The organism is Bradyrhizobium sp. WSM471, from assembly GCF_000244915.1.
Classification (GTDB): Bacteria; Pseudomonadota; Alphaproteobacteria; order Rhizobiales; family Xanthobacteraceae; genus Bradyrhizobium.
Window position 1 is genome coordinate 12,359 of record NZ_CM001442.1, and the last position, 17,215, is coordinate 29,573.

Annotated in this window: 17 protein-coding genes and 1 riboswitch; of the genes, 14 read left to right on the forward strand and 3 right to left on the reverse strand. The window is 63.1% G+C overall.

Features of this window, described 5'->3' with window-relative positions; all coding sequences use genetic code 11:
• Positions 1-74: 74 nt before the first annotated feature.
• The 4 genes from murA to BRA471DRAFT_RS00060 all read left to right on the forward strand — a co-directional run bounded on the left by murA (position 75) and on the right by BRA471DRAFT_RS00060 (position 4,087).
• Positions 75-1,370 carry a UDP-N-acetylglucosamine 1-carboxyvinyltransferase gene (murA, locus tag BRA471DRAFT_RS00045; RefSeq protein WP_007603804.1) on the forward strand — a complete coding sequence of 432 codons (1,296 nt, stop codon included), beginning with the start codon at positions 75-77 and terminating at the stop codon, positions 1,368-1,370.
• 190 nt (positions 1,371-1,560) lie between these two features.
• Entirely contained in the window at positions 1,561-2,955 is a 1,395-nt protein-coding gene (locus BRA471DRAFT_RS00050; protein ID WP_007603805.1) for an MATE family efflux transporter, read from the forward strand.
• Positions 2,952-3,440 carry a DUF2867 domain-containing protein gene (locus BRA471DRAFT_RS00055; RefSeq protein ID WP_007603806.1) on the forward strand — a complete coding sequence of 163 codons (489 nt, stop codon included), beginning with the start codon at positions 2,952-2,954 and terminating at the stop codon, positions 3,438-3,440. Before BRA471DRAFT_RS00050 ends, BRA471DRAFT_RS00055 begins: the two co-directional genes overlap by 4 nt.
• Positions 3,437-4,087, forward strand: a complete 651-nt coding sequence (locus BRA471DRAFT_RS00060; protein WP_007603807.1) for a 2-hydroxychromene-2-carboxylate isomerase — start codon at positions 3,437-3,439, stop codon at positions 4,085-4,087. The genes BRA471DRAFT_RS00055 and BRA471DRAFT_RS00060 overlap by 4 nt, the downstream gene beginning before the upstream one ends.
• A gap of 1 nt (position 4,088) precedes the next feature.
• Here the strand turns inward: BRA471DRAFT_RS00060 and BRA471DRAFT_RS00065 are convergent, their stop codons facing one another.
• Complete coding sequence (locus tag BRA471DRAFT_RS00065) at positions 4,089-5,204, reverse strand: aromatic acid exporter family protein (RefSeq protein WP_007603809.1); 1,116 nt, start codon at positions 5,202-5,204, stop codon at positions 4,089-4,091.
• 122 nt (positions 5,205-5,326) lie between these two features.
• Here BRA471DRAFT_RS00065 and BRA471DRAFT_RS00070 point away from each other — a divergent pair, with 122 nt between their 5' ends.
• From BRA471DRAFT_RS00070 to BRA471DRAFT_RS00105, 9 genes are all read left to right on the forward strand, one after another.
• On the forward strand, positions 5,327-6,694 hold the full coding sequence (locus BRA471DRAFT_RS00070; RefSeq protein WP_007603810.1) for an MmgE/PrpD family protein: 1,368 nt from the start codon (positions 5,327-5,329) through the stop codon (positions 6,692-6,694).
• Positions 6,695-7,014: 320 nt separating this feature from the next.
• Positions 7,015-8,277 carry a hypothetical protein gene (locus tag BRA471DRAFT_RS00075; RefSeq protein WP_007603811.1) on the forward strand — a complete coding sequence of 421 codons (1,263 nt, stop codon included), beginning with the start codon at positions 7,015-7,017 and terminating at the stop codon, positions 8,275-8,277.
• Positions 8,278-8,459: 182 nt separating this feature from the next.
• Positions 8,460-8,720 carry a hypothetical protein gene (locus tag BRA471DRAFT_RS00080; protein WP_007603812.1) on the forward strand — a complete coding sequence of 87 codons (261 nt, stop codon included), beginning with the start codon at positions 8,460-8,462 and terminating at the stop codon, positions 8,718-8,720.
• A 318-nt stretch (positions 8,721-9,038) separates the two neighbouring features.
• On the forward strand, positions 9,039-9,173 hold the full coding sequence (locus BRA471DRAFT_RS39915) for a hypothetical protein (protein ID WP_256379921.1): 135 nt from the start codon (positions 9,039-9,041) through the stop codon (positions 9,171-9,173).
• 57 nt (positions 9,174-9,230) lie between these two features.
• Positions 9,231-9,419, forward strand: a complete 189-nt coding sequence (locus BRA471DRAFT_RS00085; protein WP_007603814.1) for a hypothetical protein — start codon at positions 9,231-9,233, stop codon at positions 9,417-9,419.
• The gene (locus tag BRA471DRAFT_RS00090; RefSeq protein WP_007603815.1) at positions 9,419-10,537 is read left to right on the forward strand and encodes a DNA polymerase sliding clamp subunit; all 1,119 of its coding nucleotides are present in this window, start codon (positions 9,419-9,421) and stop codon (positions 10,535-10,537) included. The genes BRA471DRAFT_RS00085 and BRA471DRAFT_RS00090 overlap by 1 nt, the downstream gene beginning before the upstream one ends.
• Positions 10,534-11,370: a bifunctional DNA primase/polymerase gene (locus tag BRA471DRAFT_RS35575; protein ID WP_007603817.1), complete on the forward strand. Its 837-nt coding sequence runs from the start codon at positions 10,534-10,536 to the stop codon at positions 11,368-11,370. Before BRA471DRAFT_RS00090 ends, BRA471DRAFT_RS35575 begins: the two co-directional genes overlap by 4 nt.
• Positions 11,367-12,872, forward strand: a complete 1,506-nt coding sequence (locus BRA471DRAFT_RS00100; RefSeq protein ID WP_007603819.1) for a DEAD/DEAH box helicase family protein — start codon at positions 11,367-11,369, stop codon at positions 12,870-12,872. Before BRA471DRAFT_RS35575 ends, BRA471DRAFT_RS00100 begins: the two co-directional genes overlap by 4 nt.
• Positions 12,869-13,291, forward strand: coding sequence for a hypothetical protein (locus BRA471DRAFT_RS00105; RefSeq protein ID WP_007603821.1), 423 nt, complete (start codon positions 12,869-12,871; stop codon positions 13,289-13,291). The genes BRA471DRAFT_RS00100 and BRA471DRAFT_RS00105 overlap by 4 nt, the downstream gene beginning before the upstream one ends.
• Positions 13,292-14,640: 1,349 nt before the next feature.
• On the opposite strand, the gene BRA471DRAFT_RS00120 is transcribed toward BRA471DRAFT_RS00105, so the two are convergent.
• Complete coding sequence (locus BRA471DRAFT_RS00120; RefSeq protein ID WP_007603825.1) at positions 14,641-15,189, reverse strand: recombinase family protein; 549 nt, start codon at positions 15,187-15,189, stop codon at positions 14,641-14,643.
• Positions 15,190-15,764: 575 nt separating this feature from the next.
• Between BRA471DRAFT_RS00120 and BRA471DRAFT_RS00125 the strand changes: the two genes are divergently transcribed.
• Complete coding sequence (locus BRA471DRAFT_RS00125; protein ID WP_007603827.1) at positions 15,765-16,361, forward strand: hypothetical protein; 597 nt, start codon at positions 15,765-15,767, stop codon at positions 16,359-16,361.
• Positions 16,362-16,439: 78 nt separating this feature from the next.
• Here the strand turns inward: BRA471DRAFT_RS00125 and BRA471DRAFT_RS00130 are convergent, their stop codons facing one another.
• Positions 16,440-17,027: a hypothetical protein gene (locus BRA471DRAFT_RS00130; RefSeq protein WP_007603829.1), complete on the reverse strand. Its 588-nt coding sequence runs from the start codon at positions 17,025-17,027 to the stop codon at positions 16,440-16,442.
• Positions 17,028-17,059: 32 nt separating this feature from the next.
• Positions 17,060-17,157: riboswitch (SAM-I-IV-variant riboswitch) on the reverse strand.
• Between the last annotated feature and the right edge of the window lie 58 nt (positions 17,158-17,215).

The following is a 17,215-nucleotide window of genomic DNA, read 5'->3' on the forward strand; positions in this document are numbered from 1 at the left end:
CTACCGCGCTCAATTCTCTGTAGTTTCCGGCTCGAAAACCCGCCCGCCCCACCCAACAGGACAGCGAGAACCCCGTGGCGCCCATCCAGTACATCGTCGAGGGCGGTCACCGGCTCTCGGGCTCGATCGAGCCGTCCGGCAACAAGAATGCCGCGCTGCCGATCATCGCGGCAGCCTTGCTCACCGAGCATCCGGTGACGCTGGAAAACGTGCCGCGGATCCGCGACACCGAGACGCTGGTCGAACTGATCCGCTCGGTCGGCGCGGCGGCGGAATGGACCGCCCGCAACACGCTTCATATTCACGCCAAGAGCATCCGCGCCGCCGATCTCGATCCTGAGCTATGCGTGCGCATCCGCGCCTCGATCCTGCTCGCGGGCCCCCTGCTCGCCCGCTGCGGCGAAGTGATGCTGCCGCCCCCCGGCGGCGACGTCATCGGCCGCCGAAGGCTCGACACGCATGTGCTCGCGCTGGAGCAATTGGGAGCCAAGGTCACCGCCACCGACCGGCTCGAATTCCGCGCTTCCAAACTGACCGGCGCCGACGTGTTCCTGGACGAGCCCAGCGTGACCGCGACCGAGAACGCGCTGGTCGCAGCCGTCGCCGCCGAAGGCACCACCTATTTGCGCAACGCCGCGTCCGAGCCGCATGTGCAGGACCTCGCCAATTTCCTGGTCGCGCTCGGCGCTGAGATCGAGGGCATCGGCACCAACACCATGATCGTGCATGGCCCGGCGACGCTGGGCGGTGCGACCTACCGGATCCAGCCCGACCATATCGAGGTCGGCTCGCTGATCGGGCTTGCCGCCGTGACGCGTTCGCCGCTTCGCATCGTGCGCGCCGGCGTCCAGCATCTGCGCTCGATCCGCATGGGATTCGAGCGGCTCGGCATCGTCTGCCGCATCGAGGGCGACGATCTCATCGTGCCCTCGAACCAGACGCTGAAGATCCAGGACGATTTTGGCGGCCACGTGCCGAAGCTGGAAGACCAGCCCTGGCCGGCCTTCCCCGCCGATCTGATGTCGATCGCGATCGTCACCGCCACGCAATGCGAGGGCGTGATCCTGATGTTCGAGAAGATGTTCGAATCGCGGATGTTCTTCGTCGACAAGCTGATCGCGATGGGCGCGCGCATCGTGCTGTGCGACCCGCATCGCGCCATCATCGCCGGTCCAAGCCGGCTGCACGGCGCGACGATGACCTCACCCGACATTCGCGCCGGAATGGCCATGCTGCTCGCGGCCGTCTGCGCCGAGGGCACCTCCACGATCAACAACGCCGACCAGATCGAGCGCGGCTACGAGCGCATCGACGAACGGCTGAATGCGCTCGGCGCGAAGATCCGACGCGTGCCCGAACGGAAGGGGTGAGACGCTTCGGCTCCCAATCCGAAAATGGTCTCGTGCCCCGGACGCAGCGCAGCACGTCAGTGATGCGCTGCTGAGCCGGGGTCCATGTGGCCAGGAGCCGTGCCCGCAACTTCTGGATCCCGGCTCGCGCTTCGCGCGTCCGGGACACGAGGGCCATGTTTTCGTCGCTCGGTGATGCTATTGGGTGATCATGCTCGACACCGTTCAGCCTCGTTCGCAGCCGCAAGCCGGCGTGCCGCCAAATCCTCTCGCCGACGAGTTCGTCGCGACGCTGCGGCTGGCCGTGCCGATGATGCTGACGCAGCTCGGGCAGATCGCGATGATCACGACCGATCTCGCGCTGATCGGGCGGCTCGGCGAGAGCGCGGTCGCGGCAGCAGCACTCGCGCATACGGTCTATTTCGTCAGCTTCACGTTCGGGCTCGGATTGATGGCGGCAGTGTCGCCGCTGGTCGCGCAAGCGTTCGGCGCCGGCGATGTCAGGCGCATCCGCCGCTCCTTGCGCGTCGGCCTGTGGGTCGCATTGCTGATCTCGCTGCCGATGATGGCCTCGCCGCTCTATGGCGAGCACATCCTGGTCGCGCTCGGTCAGGCGCCGCACTCGGCCGCGCTCGCCCAGCGCTATCTGAATGGCCTTGCCTGGGGCATCGCGCCGGCGCTCGGCTTCATCGCGCTGCGCAGCATGATGAGTGCGGTGAACCGGCCGCAGGCCCCGCTGTGGATCACGCTCGCGGCGATCCCCGTCAATGCCGCGCTGGTCTACGTCCTGATCCACGGCCTGTTCGGCCTGCCGGAGCTCGGCCTGTTCGGCGCGGGGCTTGCGACCACGCTGGTCAATCTCGGCACGTTCGTCGCCACGCTCGCCATTGCGGGACTGCGCAAGCCGTTCGCAGACTATCGTCCGCTTGCCCATCTCTGGCGGATCGACTGGCCCCTGATGCGCAAACTGATCGCGATCGGCGCTCCGATCTCGTTCTCGCTGCTGCTGGAATATGGCCTGTTCTCTTCGGCGGCGCTGCTGATGGGATTGATCTCGACCACTGCGCTCGCGGCGCATCAGATCGCGCTCCAGGTCACCGCCGTGCTGTTCATGGTCCCGCTCGGCATCGGCATGGCGGCCACCGTGCGGGTCGGCCACGCCTTCGGCCGCGGTGAGCCGCTTGCGGTGAAGCGCGCAGGTCTCGTCGCCGCCGTGATCGGGATCGCGTTCGTCACGGCCCTGACCGTCGCGATCATCTTCGGCCGCTATCAGCTCGGACGGCTGTTCTTCGGCGGCGGCGAGGCGAGCAGGGCGACCGTCGAGCTGACCGCGACGCTGCTGCTGGTCGGCGCGACCTTCTTCATCGCCGATGCGATCCAGACCATCATGGGCGGCGCACTGCGCGGCATCAATGACACCAGGATGACATTGGTATTCGCCGCGATCGGCTATTGGTGCGTGGGCTTTCCGATCGCCTGGTGGCTCGCCTTTCACGCCGATCTCGGCGCGGTCGGTGTCTGGATCGGACTGTCGATCGGATCGTTCGTCTATGCCGGACTTCTGATCTTGCGCTTCCGGATGCTGACGCGCAAACTGGCGGGATGAACGGGACCGTCCGCGAAGTCACCCCCGATATCGATGCTGGCACGCTGCTGGCCGGCGCGCAATTCATCGACGCCTTTCGCGTGGAGATCGGTACGGCACCAGTGAATGCCCGCGAGGCCTGCACCAGGATGGTGTTGCACGGACCGCGCTGGATCGGTGCACTGACACGCCTGCGCAACATCCTCGTGACGCCGTTCGGCCTGAAGACATCGGGCGAGGGTACGCCGGCGCCGGGCGGCCTGATCGGCCTGTTTCCGGTGCTAAGTGAAACGCCGGAGCAGCTGGTGGCGGGCTTCGACGATTCTCATCTCGACTTCCGCATCGTGGTCGATGTGGCCGGCGAAGCGGTGCTGCGCCACGTCACCCTGACCACGCTGGTGCGGACCAACAATCTGCTGGGCCGCACCTACCTCGCGTTCATCACGCCCTTCCACAAGCTTGTGGCTCGCAGCATGATGGGGCGGCTCGCGGAGCTGGCTCGATGACGCTCTCCGTCGACCTCTTCTACTCCTTCCGCAGCCCGTTCAGCTATTTGGCGCTGCCCAAGACGCTGAAGCTCGTCGAAGACTACGATCTGGCGGTGAATTTGCGGCCGGTCTATCCGCTCGCAGTCCGTGTGCCCGGGTTTTTCAAGAAGGCCAGCCCAAACTTCATTCGGTATGTGGTGCTCGACAGCACGCGCGTGGCGCAGCACGAAGGCATTCCGTTCCGCTTTCCAAGGCCCGATCCGATCGTGCAGGACAAGGTCACGTTCGACGTCGCGGCGGAGCAGCCCTATATCCACCGCCTGACCCGGCTTGGTGCCAAGGCGCAGCTCGAGGGACGCTCGCTCGCATTCACCGACGCCATCGCCCGCGTGCTGTGGGACGGCTCGGTGGCAGGCTGGAACGAAGGCGATCATCTCGCGCGCGCCGCCGACAAGGCCGGCTTCGATCTCGCCGCGATGGATGCCGCGATCACCGCGGACCCGGATCGCTACGAGCAGGTGATCACGGAGAACGAGAGGGACCACGCCGCCTCCGGCCATTGGGGCGTGCCGACCTTCGTATTCGACAACGAGCCGTTCTTCGGCCAGGACCGCATCGATTTGCTGGTCTGGCGCATGCAGGGTAAGGGGCTGAAAAGGCGTTAGCTCACTCCGCCGCGCGCGCGGGCTTGTCGGCCGCGGGCTCCGACCATTCGCCGACCACGCGGTCGAGATCGCAGAGATTCTGGTGCATCTGCTCCAGCGAAAAGCCGAGCGCGAAGAAGCGCTCCGCGGTATCGCTGGGCTGCCCCCGGATCAGGCCGTCCTGGCGCACAGCCGCGACCGCCTCGGCATAATGCTGGAGCGCGACATGCACGGGATGGATCGGCGGAGCGCCGGCGCCTTCGCGCAAGGCGGCGGCGGCCGAACGCAGGAAGCGCGCGATCACGGTCGAGACTTCCGTCAGCGGCGCGGCGAGCCGCGTCTGCACCTCGGCCGGCAGCGGCACCACGGTCGAGCGGCCGATCATCACGACGTCATGGCGCAGCCGCAAGATCGTGCGCAACAACGGGCCGGTGTCCGGCCCGCTCGACAATCGCGCAGAGCGCTCGCGCTCGGCTTCGGCGCCAATGGTATTCATGCCGACCATTGCGTTGCCGATACCGTCCTGAATCCGATGCAGCGCGTCATTGTCCCGGCCGCGCGTCAGCCCCGCGAGCAATTCGGTGAAAGCCTCTGCGATCAATTCCAGCAGCTTCGCCGCGCTGGCGCGGATTTGCCGCACCGCGCGCGATGGCAGCACCAGGAACGAGACCAGCAGCCCCGTCACCGCGCCGACCGAAACTTCGCTGACCCGATCAATCGCAGAGGCCATGGGATCGGCATGATGCATCGACGGAAGCACGAGCACGATCACGGCCGTCACCGTTGCAGAGCTCAGATTCGGATAGATCGATGCGACAAAGGCAAGCGGCGCCACGGCCAGCACCAGCAGACCCAGCAGGCCCAGTTCGCCCGAATAGGGGATCAGGATCGCGATGGCGCCGCCATAGATCGCGCCGCCGATGGTGCCGAGCATGTAGTCGCGTGTCGCCTTGAGCGAGCGCCCGACGCTCATCTGGGTCACGATGATGGACGTGAGGACGGCCCAGAGCGGCAACAAGAGATGCAGCGCGGTGGCGAGCGCGTAGGCGCCGGTGGCCGCCACCGTGACCCGGATCGCCAGCCCCAATTGGGTCTTTCGCGACCGGACCCTGTCGAACAGCTCTCCTGCGAATGCCATGATCGCGTATCCCGGTCCAACCCTCGTAAGCCAGCCAAAGCATAGCTGATGCCCGCGGCCCCGGGGCCGCTTGAAAGGCCAAATCAGCCCGCCTAACTTGCGCGCCAAAACGAGGAAACACGATGGCTCACGAAACCGCAACGCTCGCCGCCTATGTCGCCAACCTGAAATTCCAGGATATTCCGGCGGAAGTGCAGGATCGGGCAAAAGTGCTGACGCTGGACTTCCTCGGCAGCGCCATCCGGGCCCGCAGCGAAGCGGAATCGACGCCCTCGATCCTGAAGATGCTGGAGGCGCTCGCGCTCGACACCAAGGGCGAATCCACCGTGTTCGGCGACAGCAAGACCTGGACCCCGGCGGTCGCGGCGCTGCTCAACGGCGCGCTCGGCCATTCGCTCGACTTCGACGACACCCATGCGGACTCCTCGCTGCATCCGAGCGCGCCGGTGGTTCCGGCCGCCTTCGCCATCGGCGAGATGGTCGGCGCGTCGGGCCGCGACGTGCTGACCGCGATCGTTGCGGGCTATGAGGTCTGCTGCCGGCTCGGCAACGCGCTCGATCCGACGTCGCATTATGCGCGCGGCTTCCATCCGACCGCCACCGCCGGCACCTATGGCGCAGCCGCGGCCGCCGGCAAGCTGTTCGGCCTCTCCGAGCAACAGCTCATCGCCGCCTTCGGCGTCGCCGGCAGCCAGGCCGCGGGCTCGCTGCAATTCCTGGTCAATGGCGCATGGAACAAGCGCTACCAGGTCGGCGCCGCCGCGATGAACGGCGTGATCGCCGCGACGCTGGCGCGCAACGATTTCGTCGGCGCGACGGAATCGGTCGAGGGCAAGCACGGCCTGCTCGCCGGCTACACCGACGATGCGCATCCCGACAAGGCGGTCGCCGAACTCGGCAGGACCTACGAGACCATGAAGATCGGCGTGAAACCGTATCCAAGCTGCCGCTATACCCACGCCGCGATCGACGCGCTGATCGCGATGCGGCGCGAGCACAATCTGACGCCCGATCAGGTCAAGCGGGTCGAGATCGGGCTGCATCGCAACGGCATCACGCTCACCGGCGACGCCGCGACCAAGCGGCACCCGACCTCGATCGTCGGCGGCCAGTTCTCGATGTTCTTCACCGGCGCGCTCGCGCTCGACCAGGGCTCGTTTGGCTGGGACGACTACAACCGCCTTGGGGACGCGACCATCGACGCGCTCGCCGACAAGTTCGACGTGGTGCAGGACGATCGTCTCGAAATCGGCCGCACCCATCCCTTTGGCGCGCGCGTGAGTATCACGACGGACGACGGCGTGCACGAGCGGCTCTACGCCGATCCCTCGGGAGAGCCGACCTCCTTCCCCGATGCCCAGGCCATGCAGCAGAAATTCTTGACGCTGGCCCGCCCGGTGCTGAACGCGCGCGCGGAGAAATTCGCGGACGCGATCATGACGCTGGAGCGGTTCGACCGCGTAGCGAAGGCGACCGAGCTGGGGAGGTAGCAGGCTCTCTCCCCACGAACGCTGCACCCTCGCCCCTTGTGGGAGAGGGTGGCTTCGCGAAAGCGAAGCCGGTTGAGGGGTTCTCTCCGCGAGTCCCCCTCTCATTTGGATGCGTGGATAGATACCCCTCATCCGGCGCTTCGCGCCACCTTCTCCCCCAAGGGGAGAATATGCAAGTTGCTGCATCGCTGCTGCAGGTGTATAACTTTCATCTAAGCTACTGAACTCAAAGGTATAAATAGCAGATGATGTGCAAGGGCTAGCAGCCGCTGTGCCTCCGCTGTTTTTAACACCCTTCGTACACCGCGAGCGCCGTCCCCATGCCCAAGCCCCGGAAGATCGCCCTGGAGACGCCAACCGCGCGCGCCAAGCTAACGCCGCGCAAGGCATCTTACTTCGTGCGCGTCGCGCCGAACATTGCGCTCGGCTACAGGCGCAATCATAGCGGTTTCGGAACGTGGAGCGTCCGCTTCGCCGATGGCAGCGCGAGCGGTTGGCTTAAAAAATTTGGTACTGCCGACGACCTCGAGCCCGCGAACAACACGAGCGTCTTCAATTACGATCAGGCGCTGCTCCAGGCCCGTAAGCTGGCACGTGGCGAGGCCCAAGCCGATACCGGGACAGCGGTGGCCGGGTTTTCCCCGGCGACCATCGATCAGGCGCTAAAAGAGTATCAGCGCGATTTGCAGTCGCGGGGTGGGAGCATCTACAATGCCAGCGGACCGCGCGGGCATCTTAGCTCTCAGTTGCTTGCCAAGCCGGTTGCATTGCTCGATGCAAAGGAACTGCGTAAGTGGCGCGACGGCCTGCTCGACAAGGGCCTGCAACCGTCAAGCGTTGTGCGTTACTGCAAAAGTCTGCGCGCCGCGCTCAACCTCGCTGCCTCGCACGACAAGCGTATCCAGAACGGCGATGCATGGGAAGCCGGGCTGGAGACGCTGCCTGATGCCAGCGTTACTCGCAACGTCATCCTTGGCGATGGCGACGTGAGCCGGTTCGTCGCCGCGAGTTATGACCGCGACCCGAGCCTTGGCCTGTTCGTTGATGTGCTCGCTGTGACCGGCGCTCGGCCGTCGCAAGCAGCTCGGCTCCTGATCGATGATCTGCATGGCGGCGTCAAGCCGCGCCTGACTATGCCGCGTTCGGCGAAGGGTGGATCGAAGAACCGCGCCGCACGCAAGCAGGAGCGCATCAGCGTGCCGATCACGCTTTCGCTGGCGGCGAAGCTAAAGCAGGCGACCCGGGGACGCGCCGCAGACGCTCCCATGCTGTTGCAGAACAACGGCCTGCCTTGGGGAGGCTCGGACGACTATCGCGAGGCCGTCGGCGGAATCGTCACCTATCTGAACCTTGATGAAAAAGTGACGCTGTACGCCCTGCGCCATTCAAGCATTGTCCGCGCCCTACTGCGCGGTCTGCCGATCAGACTGGTTGCCGCATCGCACGACACGTCGAGCGCCGAAATCGAGCGGACCTACTCCAAGCACATCACTGATCATAGCGACGACATCGCGCGTGCCGCACTCCTGCACCACGCGCCAGTGCCGACGCTGGCAGACAACATCGTTGCGCTGGGGAGCTGATCATCGCCGATCAACATTTGTTGCAGCGAAGTTTTACTTCATGGAGGCTAGCAAAGTAACTGCTGGCTTTTTTGTCTTCATCCCGCTCTTTTGCGCACTAAAGCTTCTTATCGTTTTTATTTTGCATAGATCGATAGTCAGACGCATGCTCCAGCCAATCAGAAGCATCACGGAGCAGAGCGATGGCCAAGGGAGAGAAAATCGGCTGCAACCCTCGTCTCGGTGTCAACTCACCGTCGGTTGAGCCGAAAGCCTACTCGATCAAGCAGTTTTGCGAGGCGCACAACATCAGCGTTGACACCTATTTTCGCATGAAGCGCGCGGCTTCCGGGCCGGTGACGATGAAGGTCGGCGGGCGCACCCTGATCAGCGTTGAGGCCGCGGCAGCGTGGCGTCGCGAGTGTGAGACTGCCCCGAACGCGCGGGCGGTCGCCGCCGAATAATCAGCGTCCACAGCTAAAATATTCTGATCTGAAATGCCGAGGCTTACCGCCGCTACGGCTGAGGCGAACTATTGGCTGAAAAGAGCGGAGCCGACGGCCAGGTGCACTCGTGCAGCAAACCCGATGCACCCGGTCGTCTAACAAATGAGGGCAGCTTGTGCCGGACCTCACGTCTAAAACCGCTGTCGCGCGGTATGCGGTAGCGCCCGCCGACTCGGCTGTCAACATCCTGGAGCGCTTGAGGATGTCACCGGACGCGCCGAGGAAATCAACGAACGGGTCTTTGTCGCCTGCACTATGGCTCAAGGCGAGTTGGAGGTGTTCGAGCCTTACGATCTCGGTCACGAGCTCAATGATCGGCGGAAATCGCTTGCCGATCATTTGCTTGAGATCGAGATCGCAGCGCATGACCTCGACGAGCTGGTCGATCTCATTAGCAAGCTCACGTCGTAGCAAACCGGAAGGGCACCATCGTTGATGGTGCCCTCTTTCTTTTTAGAGGACACCTCAATGGCTAACAAGCCTCGTATCCGGACCGCGTTTCACCTTAATGCCACCGTGCGCCTGGTCGCCGGAGTGCGTTGCCCGAAGTGCGGCACTGAGCTGCGCGCTCAGGATCTTGAGTTGCTCGACCATGGCGATGTTCGCGCCATTTGCGCCGGCTGCCATGTCGTTCTGCTCGCTATCGAGAACCAGTGATGGCGGGCCGCGTCAAGGCGCGAAGCGGCTCACTGGCTGCCGCCCTCGGTCTCGCCACACTGCCAGTCGGCGAACGGCAGACCCCGCGCGTTCCTGTGATGGAGGCAGTCCGGCTCGCCGCCGATCGCGAGAGTCTTGCCATCACAACAACTACCTTCGAATGCACTATTACGATTTGGGCTGAGGCCGCGGCCGAGGGCGAGCTGGCTTTGCCGCTGGAGCCGCTCGCGGCCCTGCTGCGGCATTTCCCACCCAACACAGAGATTGCGATTACCGCGGACGACCACGCCGCGATGCTAACCGTAGGTCAATCAAGCTTCAAGCTCCCGGTGGTTCCGATCGCGAACCTGCGGGAGCCGCTTCTTATGGGTGTGGAGACTGGTCGCGTCGAACTCGATGCCAAGACGACGCTTGGTCTTTTTGCTCGGCCCGCGTTCGCTGCTGCCCACGATGCGTCTCGTGGATACCTTAATGGCATCCTCCTGCACAGCACAACCGAGAGTCTTGTCGCGGTCGCGGCCGACGGGGTTCGGTACTGCCGTGTCACCACACCGGCGGCGACGACACTCTCGCCGGATCGCTCGCTGATCATCGCGAACGGGGTGGTGAACTCCATCAGCCGCTTGCTGCGCAAGGCGATCGGTAACGCGACCCTGCGTCGATCGGAACGCTTGTTTGCAGTCGAGGGCGCATGCGAGCGCATGCGATTTGCGGTCGTTAGCAGAAGGATTGATGCGACCTATCCCGCTTATGAGAGATTCTGCCAGCTGCCAGGGCCGAACTTCATCACCACCCACCGCGCCGGGCTCGCCGAGGCGCTCGCACGCTTCACGGCAGTGGCTGCCCCTCAGACTTCACTGCCTGTCGTCAAAGTGTCCTGGGACGCCGGCGGTTTGCATTTGTGCGCCGATGGTAGCCATGACCACCTTGAGGCCGACGTTGTGGGCGAGAGCGAAACGGCGGTTCAGACCCGGTGTTTCGCTGAAATCGTCGGCGCATTGCGGGGCGACAACGTCACCATCAACGCGCGGCAGCCCAGCAGCATCATCCTCATCACCGACCCGGACGATGAGAGCTTTGCCGCGGGACTGATGCCCATCCGGCCGAGGTCGTCATGAGCAATCTGCTCGCCGCCGCGCTCGACTACGCTGCCCGCGGGTTGCGGGTGTTTCCCTGCACTCCGCGGGGGAAGACACCCGCGGTTGCACGCGGCTTTCGAGCCGCCACTACAAACCCCGCAACCATTCGCCGCTATTGGACCGATCCCGAGCGCAACATTGCTGTCCCGACCGGCGCGAGTTCGGGTTTCTGGGTGCTCGACATCGATGGCGAGAAAGGCGCTGCAACTTTGCGCGCGCTGGTAAAGAAACACGGAGCGCTGCCGGACACCCGCACCGTGCTCACGGCCAGGGGCGCACATGCATGGTTTGCATACCCGGGTCCGATCCCCACCACAGTCGGGAGGGTCGGTGCCGGCATCGACACCCGCGGAGACGACGGCTACGTCATCGTCCCGCCCTCCGTCCATGAAACAGGCCACCGCTACGTCTTCCTCGGCGATCCGTGGGCGCGTATCGCGGCCGCACCGGCATGGCTGATCAATGCCGTTCGCACCAAACCCGGATTGCGGATCACCGAGCGCGCCATGGCCACGAACCAGGGACCGTGCCGTGTGGGCGCCTATGGTCACGCTGCCCTGCAAGCCGAAACTGCGGCGCTTGCTGCCACTCTGCCCGGGCGACGCAACGACGCGCTTAACCGTGCGGCTTTTAACCTTTTTCGATTGGTTGCCGGCGGAGAGCTCGCCGAGGATGAGGTGATCGCCGAGCTTCACCAGGCCTGCATCACGAACGGGCTTGTGGCCGACGATGGCCGGCGGAACGTGCACGCAACGATTCTTAGCGGGCGGGCCGCGGGTTTGCGGTGCCCGAGATCGCGAGGCGGGCCATGACCGAGGTGCTGCGCCCGTACCAGGTCGAGGTCATCGCCGAGTTCTGGCGCGCCATCAACGCGGAGCAACGCAGGATCATTCTCGTCGCGCCGACCGCGTCCGGCAAGACCGTGATCGCGCGCGCGATCGTGGAACAGGCCCGCCAGAAAGGCTGCGGGTCGCTGTTTCTCGCCCACCGTCGAGAAATCATTACCCAGACCAGCAACAAGCTGCGCGGAATCCCCCACGGCATTATCCGCCCCGGAATTCAACCGCGTCCCCTTGAGATGGTGCAGGTGGCGAGCGTACAGACGTTGCATCGCCGTGCCATCAAAGCTTCGACGATGGAGCTACCCGAGGCGGGGCTCGTCGTCGTCGATGAATGCCATCATGTCGTGGCGCAGAGCTACAAATCGATCATCGAGCGCTACCCGGAAGCCATTCTGCTTGGGCTCACTGCCACGCCGTGCCGTGGCGACGGCCGCGGCCTCGGTAAGGTCTTCCAGACCATGATCCAGTGCCCACAAGTCGGCGAGCTTGTCGAGCAGGGCTTTCTGGTGCCGACCCGCGTCTACGCGCCGGTGGATCCTGACCTGCACGGCGTCCACGTCCATCGTGGCGATTACGTGGAAAGGGAGCTCGCCGACCGCTTGGACCGACCGAAATTGGTCGGCGATATCGTCACTAACTGGTTCAAATTCGGTAAGCGGCGCAAGACGGTCTGCTTTGCCACCTCCGTCCGTCATTCAATCCACATCCGAGACGAGTTCGTTCTCACCGGCGTTCGCGCCGAACACATTGACGGCTCGACGCCAATGGCCGAGCGGGATGCAACGCTGGCAAGGCTCGCCTCCGGCGAAATCGAGCTTGTCACCAACTGCATGGTGTTGACTGAAGGTTGGGATATGCCGGCGCTTGGATGTCTGATCCTGGCGCGACCGACCAAGCAGCTGGGCCTGTACAGGCAGATGGTCGGACGCGGGCTCCGGCCAGCGCCGGACAAGGTTGATTGCATCGTCATCGACCACTCGGGTGCCACCTACCGGCTCGGGTTCGCCGAAGACTTCATCGAGTGGACGCTCGATCCCGACCTGAAGACAGAAAATCCGGCCCATGCGGTCCGAGACGGCGATCATCCGGGCGGGCCGAAGATCGTCGAATGCCCAGAGTGTGGCGCTGCCCGCGTCGGCGGAATGGCGTGCCTCAGCTGCGGCTATTTGCCGGCACCATCGCCCCGCGCTGTTGACGTGATCGATGGCGATCTTGGCCTCGTTGGTACCAGCCGTAAAGCACAGCCCAATCTTGACGACCTCCGCACTCGCGAGAAATGGCACGGCGAGTTCGCCGCAATCGCCACTGAACGGGGCTACAAGCCGGGATGGGTTGCGCACCAGTACCTTACCCGGTTTGGCGAATGGCCGCCTTATGGGGTGGCGCCGGTGCCGCTCGAGCCATCGGTCGAGGTCAGGCGCTGGGTGAAGTCGCGGATTATCGCCCATGCCAAGCGGAGGAACTCCGCATGACGAGGAAGCGCGTCGCCGTGGAACGTTTTGTCCGGCTCACCTACGGCATGATGCAGAGCGAGGCCTGGCGAAGTCTCGGTGGCAACGAGCGTGCCATCTATGTCGTGCTGGCCATGCTCTACAACGGCAACAATAACGGCGAGATCGGCCTCTCGGTACGGCAAGCGGCAGAGGCCATCCATGTTGCGAAGGATACTGCCGCCCGCGCGATGAGCCGTCTCCAAGATCGGGGATTCATTGTCGCCACCACCAAAGGACGTTTCGTCCGCAAGCGCCATGCCACCCGATGGCGGCTCACAGAGTTCAAGTGCGACCTCACGGACCAGCCGGCCAGCCGGGACTTTGAGTCCTGGATCACCGCAGACATCCTCCCTCTCCGTGGTGTGGGAGAGAGTGCAGAGAGGGGGGCAGATGGATAGCTATAGACTGTATCATCACAGGGACTGTAGCCTGTCTCACCACAGGGACTGTAGGAAATCTACAGTCTCACCACAGGGACCGCATAGTCTCACCACAAGGACTGTTAGTCCCGCCCATGCGACTATGTGGCGAATATTTTGGCGGACGAGCTAAAGCATCGCTTGTGCCAACATCTTCAACTTCGCTACGTCCAGACATGCTGGATTATGCTACAATTGGCTCGCTAAGCTCTGAACGAGGCCGCGTCATGAGTGCAATGCGAGGTCGGCGAGATCCAAGAACAGGCCGCGTCTTCGGATTTCAATCCGAAACACAGCGCCACAACTTCATGATCGGTCGTGCTCAATGCTGCGATGGCCCAAATCGACGTATGCCCACTTGTACGGCGGTGACCAGGTCTGGTGAACCCTGCAAGGCAGCGAGGATGCGCGGTCGTTCAACTTGCTTCCGTCATGGCGGAAGCTCCAAAGTAAAACAGACGCGGCTGGCTGCCGCATACCTGTCAGGAGATTTGACCCGTATTCAGCGGGCCGAGATGCGATTAGAGCGCAATCGCTTGTGTATGCTCTGGCGTCATGACCCACACCAACCTGGCAAAACAATCATTCTGACGCCCGACGATGAGGAGATCTGCCGAGCATGGGCGATGCAGCAAGGCTTCGAGCTCCCGCTCCTGGACGATGACCTCCCGGCGTTCTCGGACGCCCTCCGATGGCTATGGGCTAGGAGGTCGCGCGGACTCATCAGTGAGGAGGACTTGAGCGCCAAACTCACGCGGCTGCGTAGCCGGACCATGGAGGCAACCCGTGCGGTCGATTATCAGGGATGAGCGTGGGCGCTTTGTACAGGTAGTCCAGCCGAGGCTTTGGCAAGCCGCTGCGGTGAAGCGGAGCCGAGACAGAACCGATCGGATTGGACGCGCCCGAAGGCAATTGAAGGCGAAGATAGCAACGACCCAGTGGACGAATGAGCTGGATCGGCAAGGAATCTGTGAGTTGGAGGCTTGCGGCATCGAGTGGTTTGCAGTTGAAGCGTGGCTGGATGCCCTGAACCAACAAGAAGCCAGTGCCGCGCGGAGGTTCGTGAAAAGCGTTTTGGAGGTGTTAGCGGACCATGCGGCTCCGTCTCGAGAACGGGGCGGGGTCTACAATGAACTTTATCGGCGGCTAATCGCCGCCGGGATCGTGGACTAATCGCCTCAGGCTTTGATCACGGCCGGAATGGCTCGCCACGACTCCACGCGGGCCGCTGATGCGCTCTTGGTGGCTTCGAGTCCCCAAGACCAGTGTAGAAACAGGCGCTCCTTGACCGTCGCAGGGGCGCGGAGAGGCTATCACTCCAAGAGGTCTTATTGAAGCGCCCGCCAAATTGTGGTTTCGCCGCACTCATACTCACGGGCCAGCTCCGCCATCGTTTCGCCGGCAGCGTACCGCTCAGCCAGTCGTCGGCGCTGACTGTGATCAAGAGCAGTCGGCCGCCCGAACTTCGTGCCCTTACGCCGGGCCCGCTGAATACCTTCTTCACACCGCTTGCGGATCAGGCTGCGCTCGAATTCGGCAATGCCGCCCATGATCGTCATGACGAGCCGACCCACATCGGTCGTGGTGTCGCACCAGCTCTCGCCGAGCGAGACAAAGCCGCAGCCTACCTCCTGGAGCTCATGCAGAATGTTTTGCAGATCGCGGCTTGAGCGTGCCAGGCGATCTAGTTTCGAGACGACCAGCACGTCGCCTTGCGTGATGGTCTTCCTCAGCCTGGCGAACTCTGGCCGCCCGTTAATCGAGCTGCCAGAAACTTTCTCCTGGAAAATTCGTTCGCATCCGACGGCCTTCAGGGCCTCGATCTGTGCGGCGTGATCCTGCGTGCCCGAGCTCACTCGCGCGTATCCAATTTTCATTTCTGCCCCCAATTTGAAAGAGACACTTTTGGAATCCAAAAAGTGAGATCATGCAAGGCCGATTTTTGTCTTTCACAAAGTAGAGTTTTTGAAAGTTAGAGGCAGATCGTGTGCCGCACCCTGGCAAGGCAACTGCGCTCATCACCTCCAATGGGCGCCGTTGTGTTGATGACTAGCCTAGCTTGCAGAGCAGTTCGTGATGCGGCTGCGCGCCATGGTTCGGCGTGCCGCGAATGCAGGAGCGCAAGCCCCCGGGATATGCCCCGAAGGACTCTGCCGAGGCCTTAGAAGGGCCTTGTGCGACGGCGCCGGGATGATCCTGGACACGGCGGCTGATCGCGGCGCTTCAACATCGAGACCTGAGCCGCCCCCTGGCACCCCCCGGTCGTCGTGGGGCCGCCGGCCGCAACCCGCCGCGACAAAATTTTCGCACGTCGAACTTACCGATGATGGATGCTGAGTTTGCCGTTGCCCCGCATATGTCCCAAAGGCGAGAGTGGAAGGGGTGAGTCAAACTGTCTCACCAACCCTGTTGAGCCAATGGCCCTGCTATTATATGCGAGCAAGGAGCTGACATGGTGGACACGACGTACAATCTCAACGGCGGGTTCAAACCTGCAATGAAACGGTTCGCCGATCTCAGCGGGCCTGACTTTTTCCCAACCCCACCCTGGGCAACGTTCGCGTTGATCGACAACGAGAAGTTCAGCGGCGATATTTGGGAGTGCGCGTGCGGCGATGGTGCCATGTGCCGCGTTCTGAAGCAGACTGGGCAGCCCGTTCGGAGCTCTGATCTGTACGATCGCGGCTATGGGGAAACTGGCGTCAACTTCCTCGAGGCGGCCCAGCGTGCCGACAATATCGTGACCAATCCTCCCTACAACTGTGCCGAAGGCTTTGTGGCCAACGGCCTCAAGCTTGCAAACCGGAAATTTGCGCTGCTGCTGCGTCTAGCGTTCTTAGAAGGCGTGAACAGAGCGAACACAATCTTTTCTCTTACCCCACCCGCCCGCGTGTGGGTCTTCAGCGAGCGCATTACGTTCTACCCGAGCGGCGTTGATCCCAAGGGCAGTGGCACAACCGCATATGCCTGGTTTGTTTGGGATAGGGACGCGCCCGCCGGAACTGAATTGAAATGGTTCAAGCCCGGCTACAAAGCAACATTTGCCTAGCTATGTTGCGGCTTCTGTCTTGGCGCGCGGCGGCAGATGGACAAGCAATGCCTTCAACGCCGTTTACGGGGCGCGGCTCTAAGAATCCCATCTCTCGACTTTGATTGGCAGTCGCAGATCGATCAGACGCGCCTGTAGGAGAGAAAGAGCGAGCAGGTCGCTTGGATGCACATGAAGCGAGTAGTCGAATTGATTGCCGCCACCCTCCACAAAATCGAGGTGCGGGCCATCAACACTGGGGTCGAGGTCAGGACCAAGATCGATCCCTTTAAGGAGGCGATAGGCCTTCGCAGAGGGACCGGACACGCGGTCATAGTGCAGTTCCCACCAGGCGCCGTCCATTTGCTGGTCTAGGTGGCTTGGGTCGAAGCTCATCTGTTCGAGCCGCTCTTTGATTTCACCAGCGGTGTAGTCCTTTGCGTCCAGGCTATTCAGAAACACGCGCCAGGTCGGAGGCTCAGGGGCAATGACTTCAGGCTCGCCATCGAGAAACAATTGCGGTTCGTCCAAACCATCCGGCCAATCCCAGTAGAGCGTGTGTGCAGTGCGCGGCGGGACAGCCAGCAGCGGTGCCTCCTTCCGCCGTATGAATGCCCGCGCGTCACCGACGAACGCCATCGTCAGCAAGCCGCCCGTTCCGATCAGAAATCCACGTCGTGAAAACATAGGGCCCTCCGAGGTCATGCGCATCTGGAGGACTGGCGACCTATTGTTGCCCTGCGGGCCACATCGTCGTACCACCGTTGCCGGTCAAGGCTGGTTGGCGGGACCGTCAGGTCCTCTCAGGATGCAGCACAGACATATCGCACCGATACCCGCTGTCAACGGCTTTAGGGCGGTCTCGAGGTCAAACC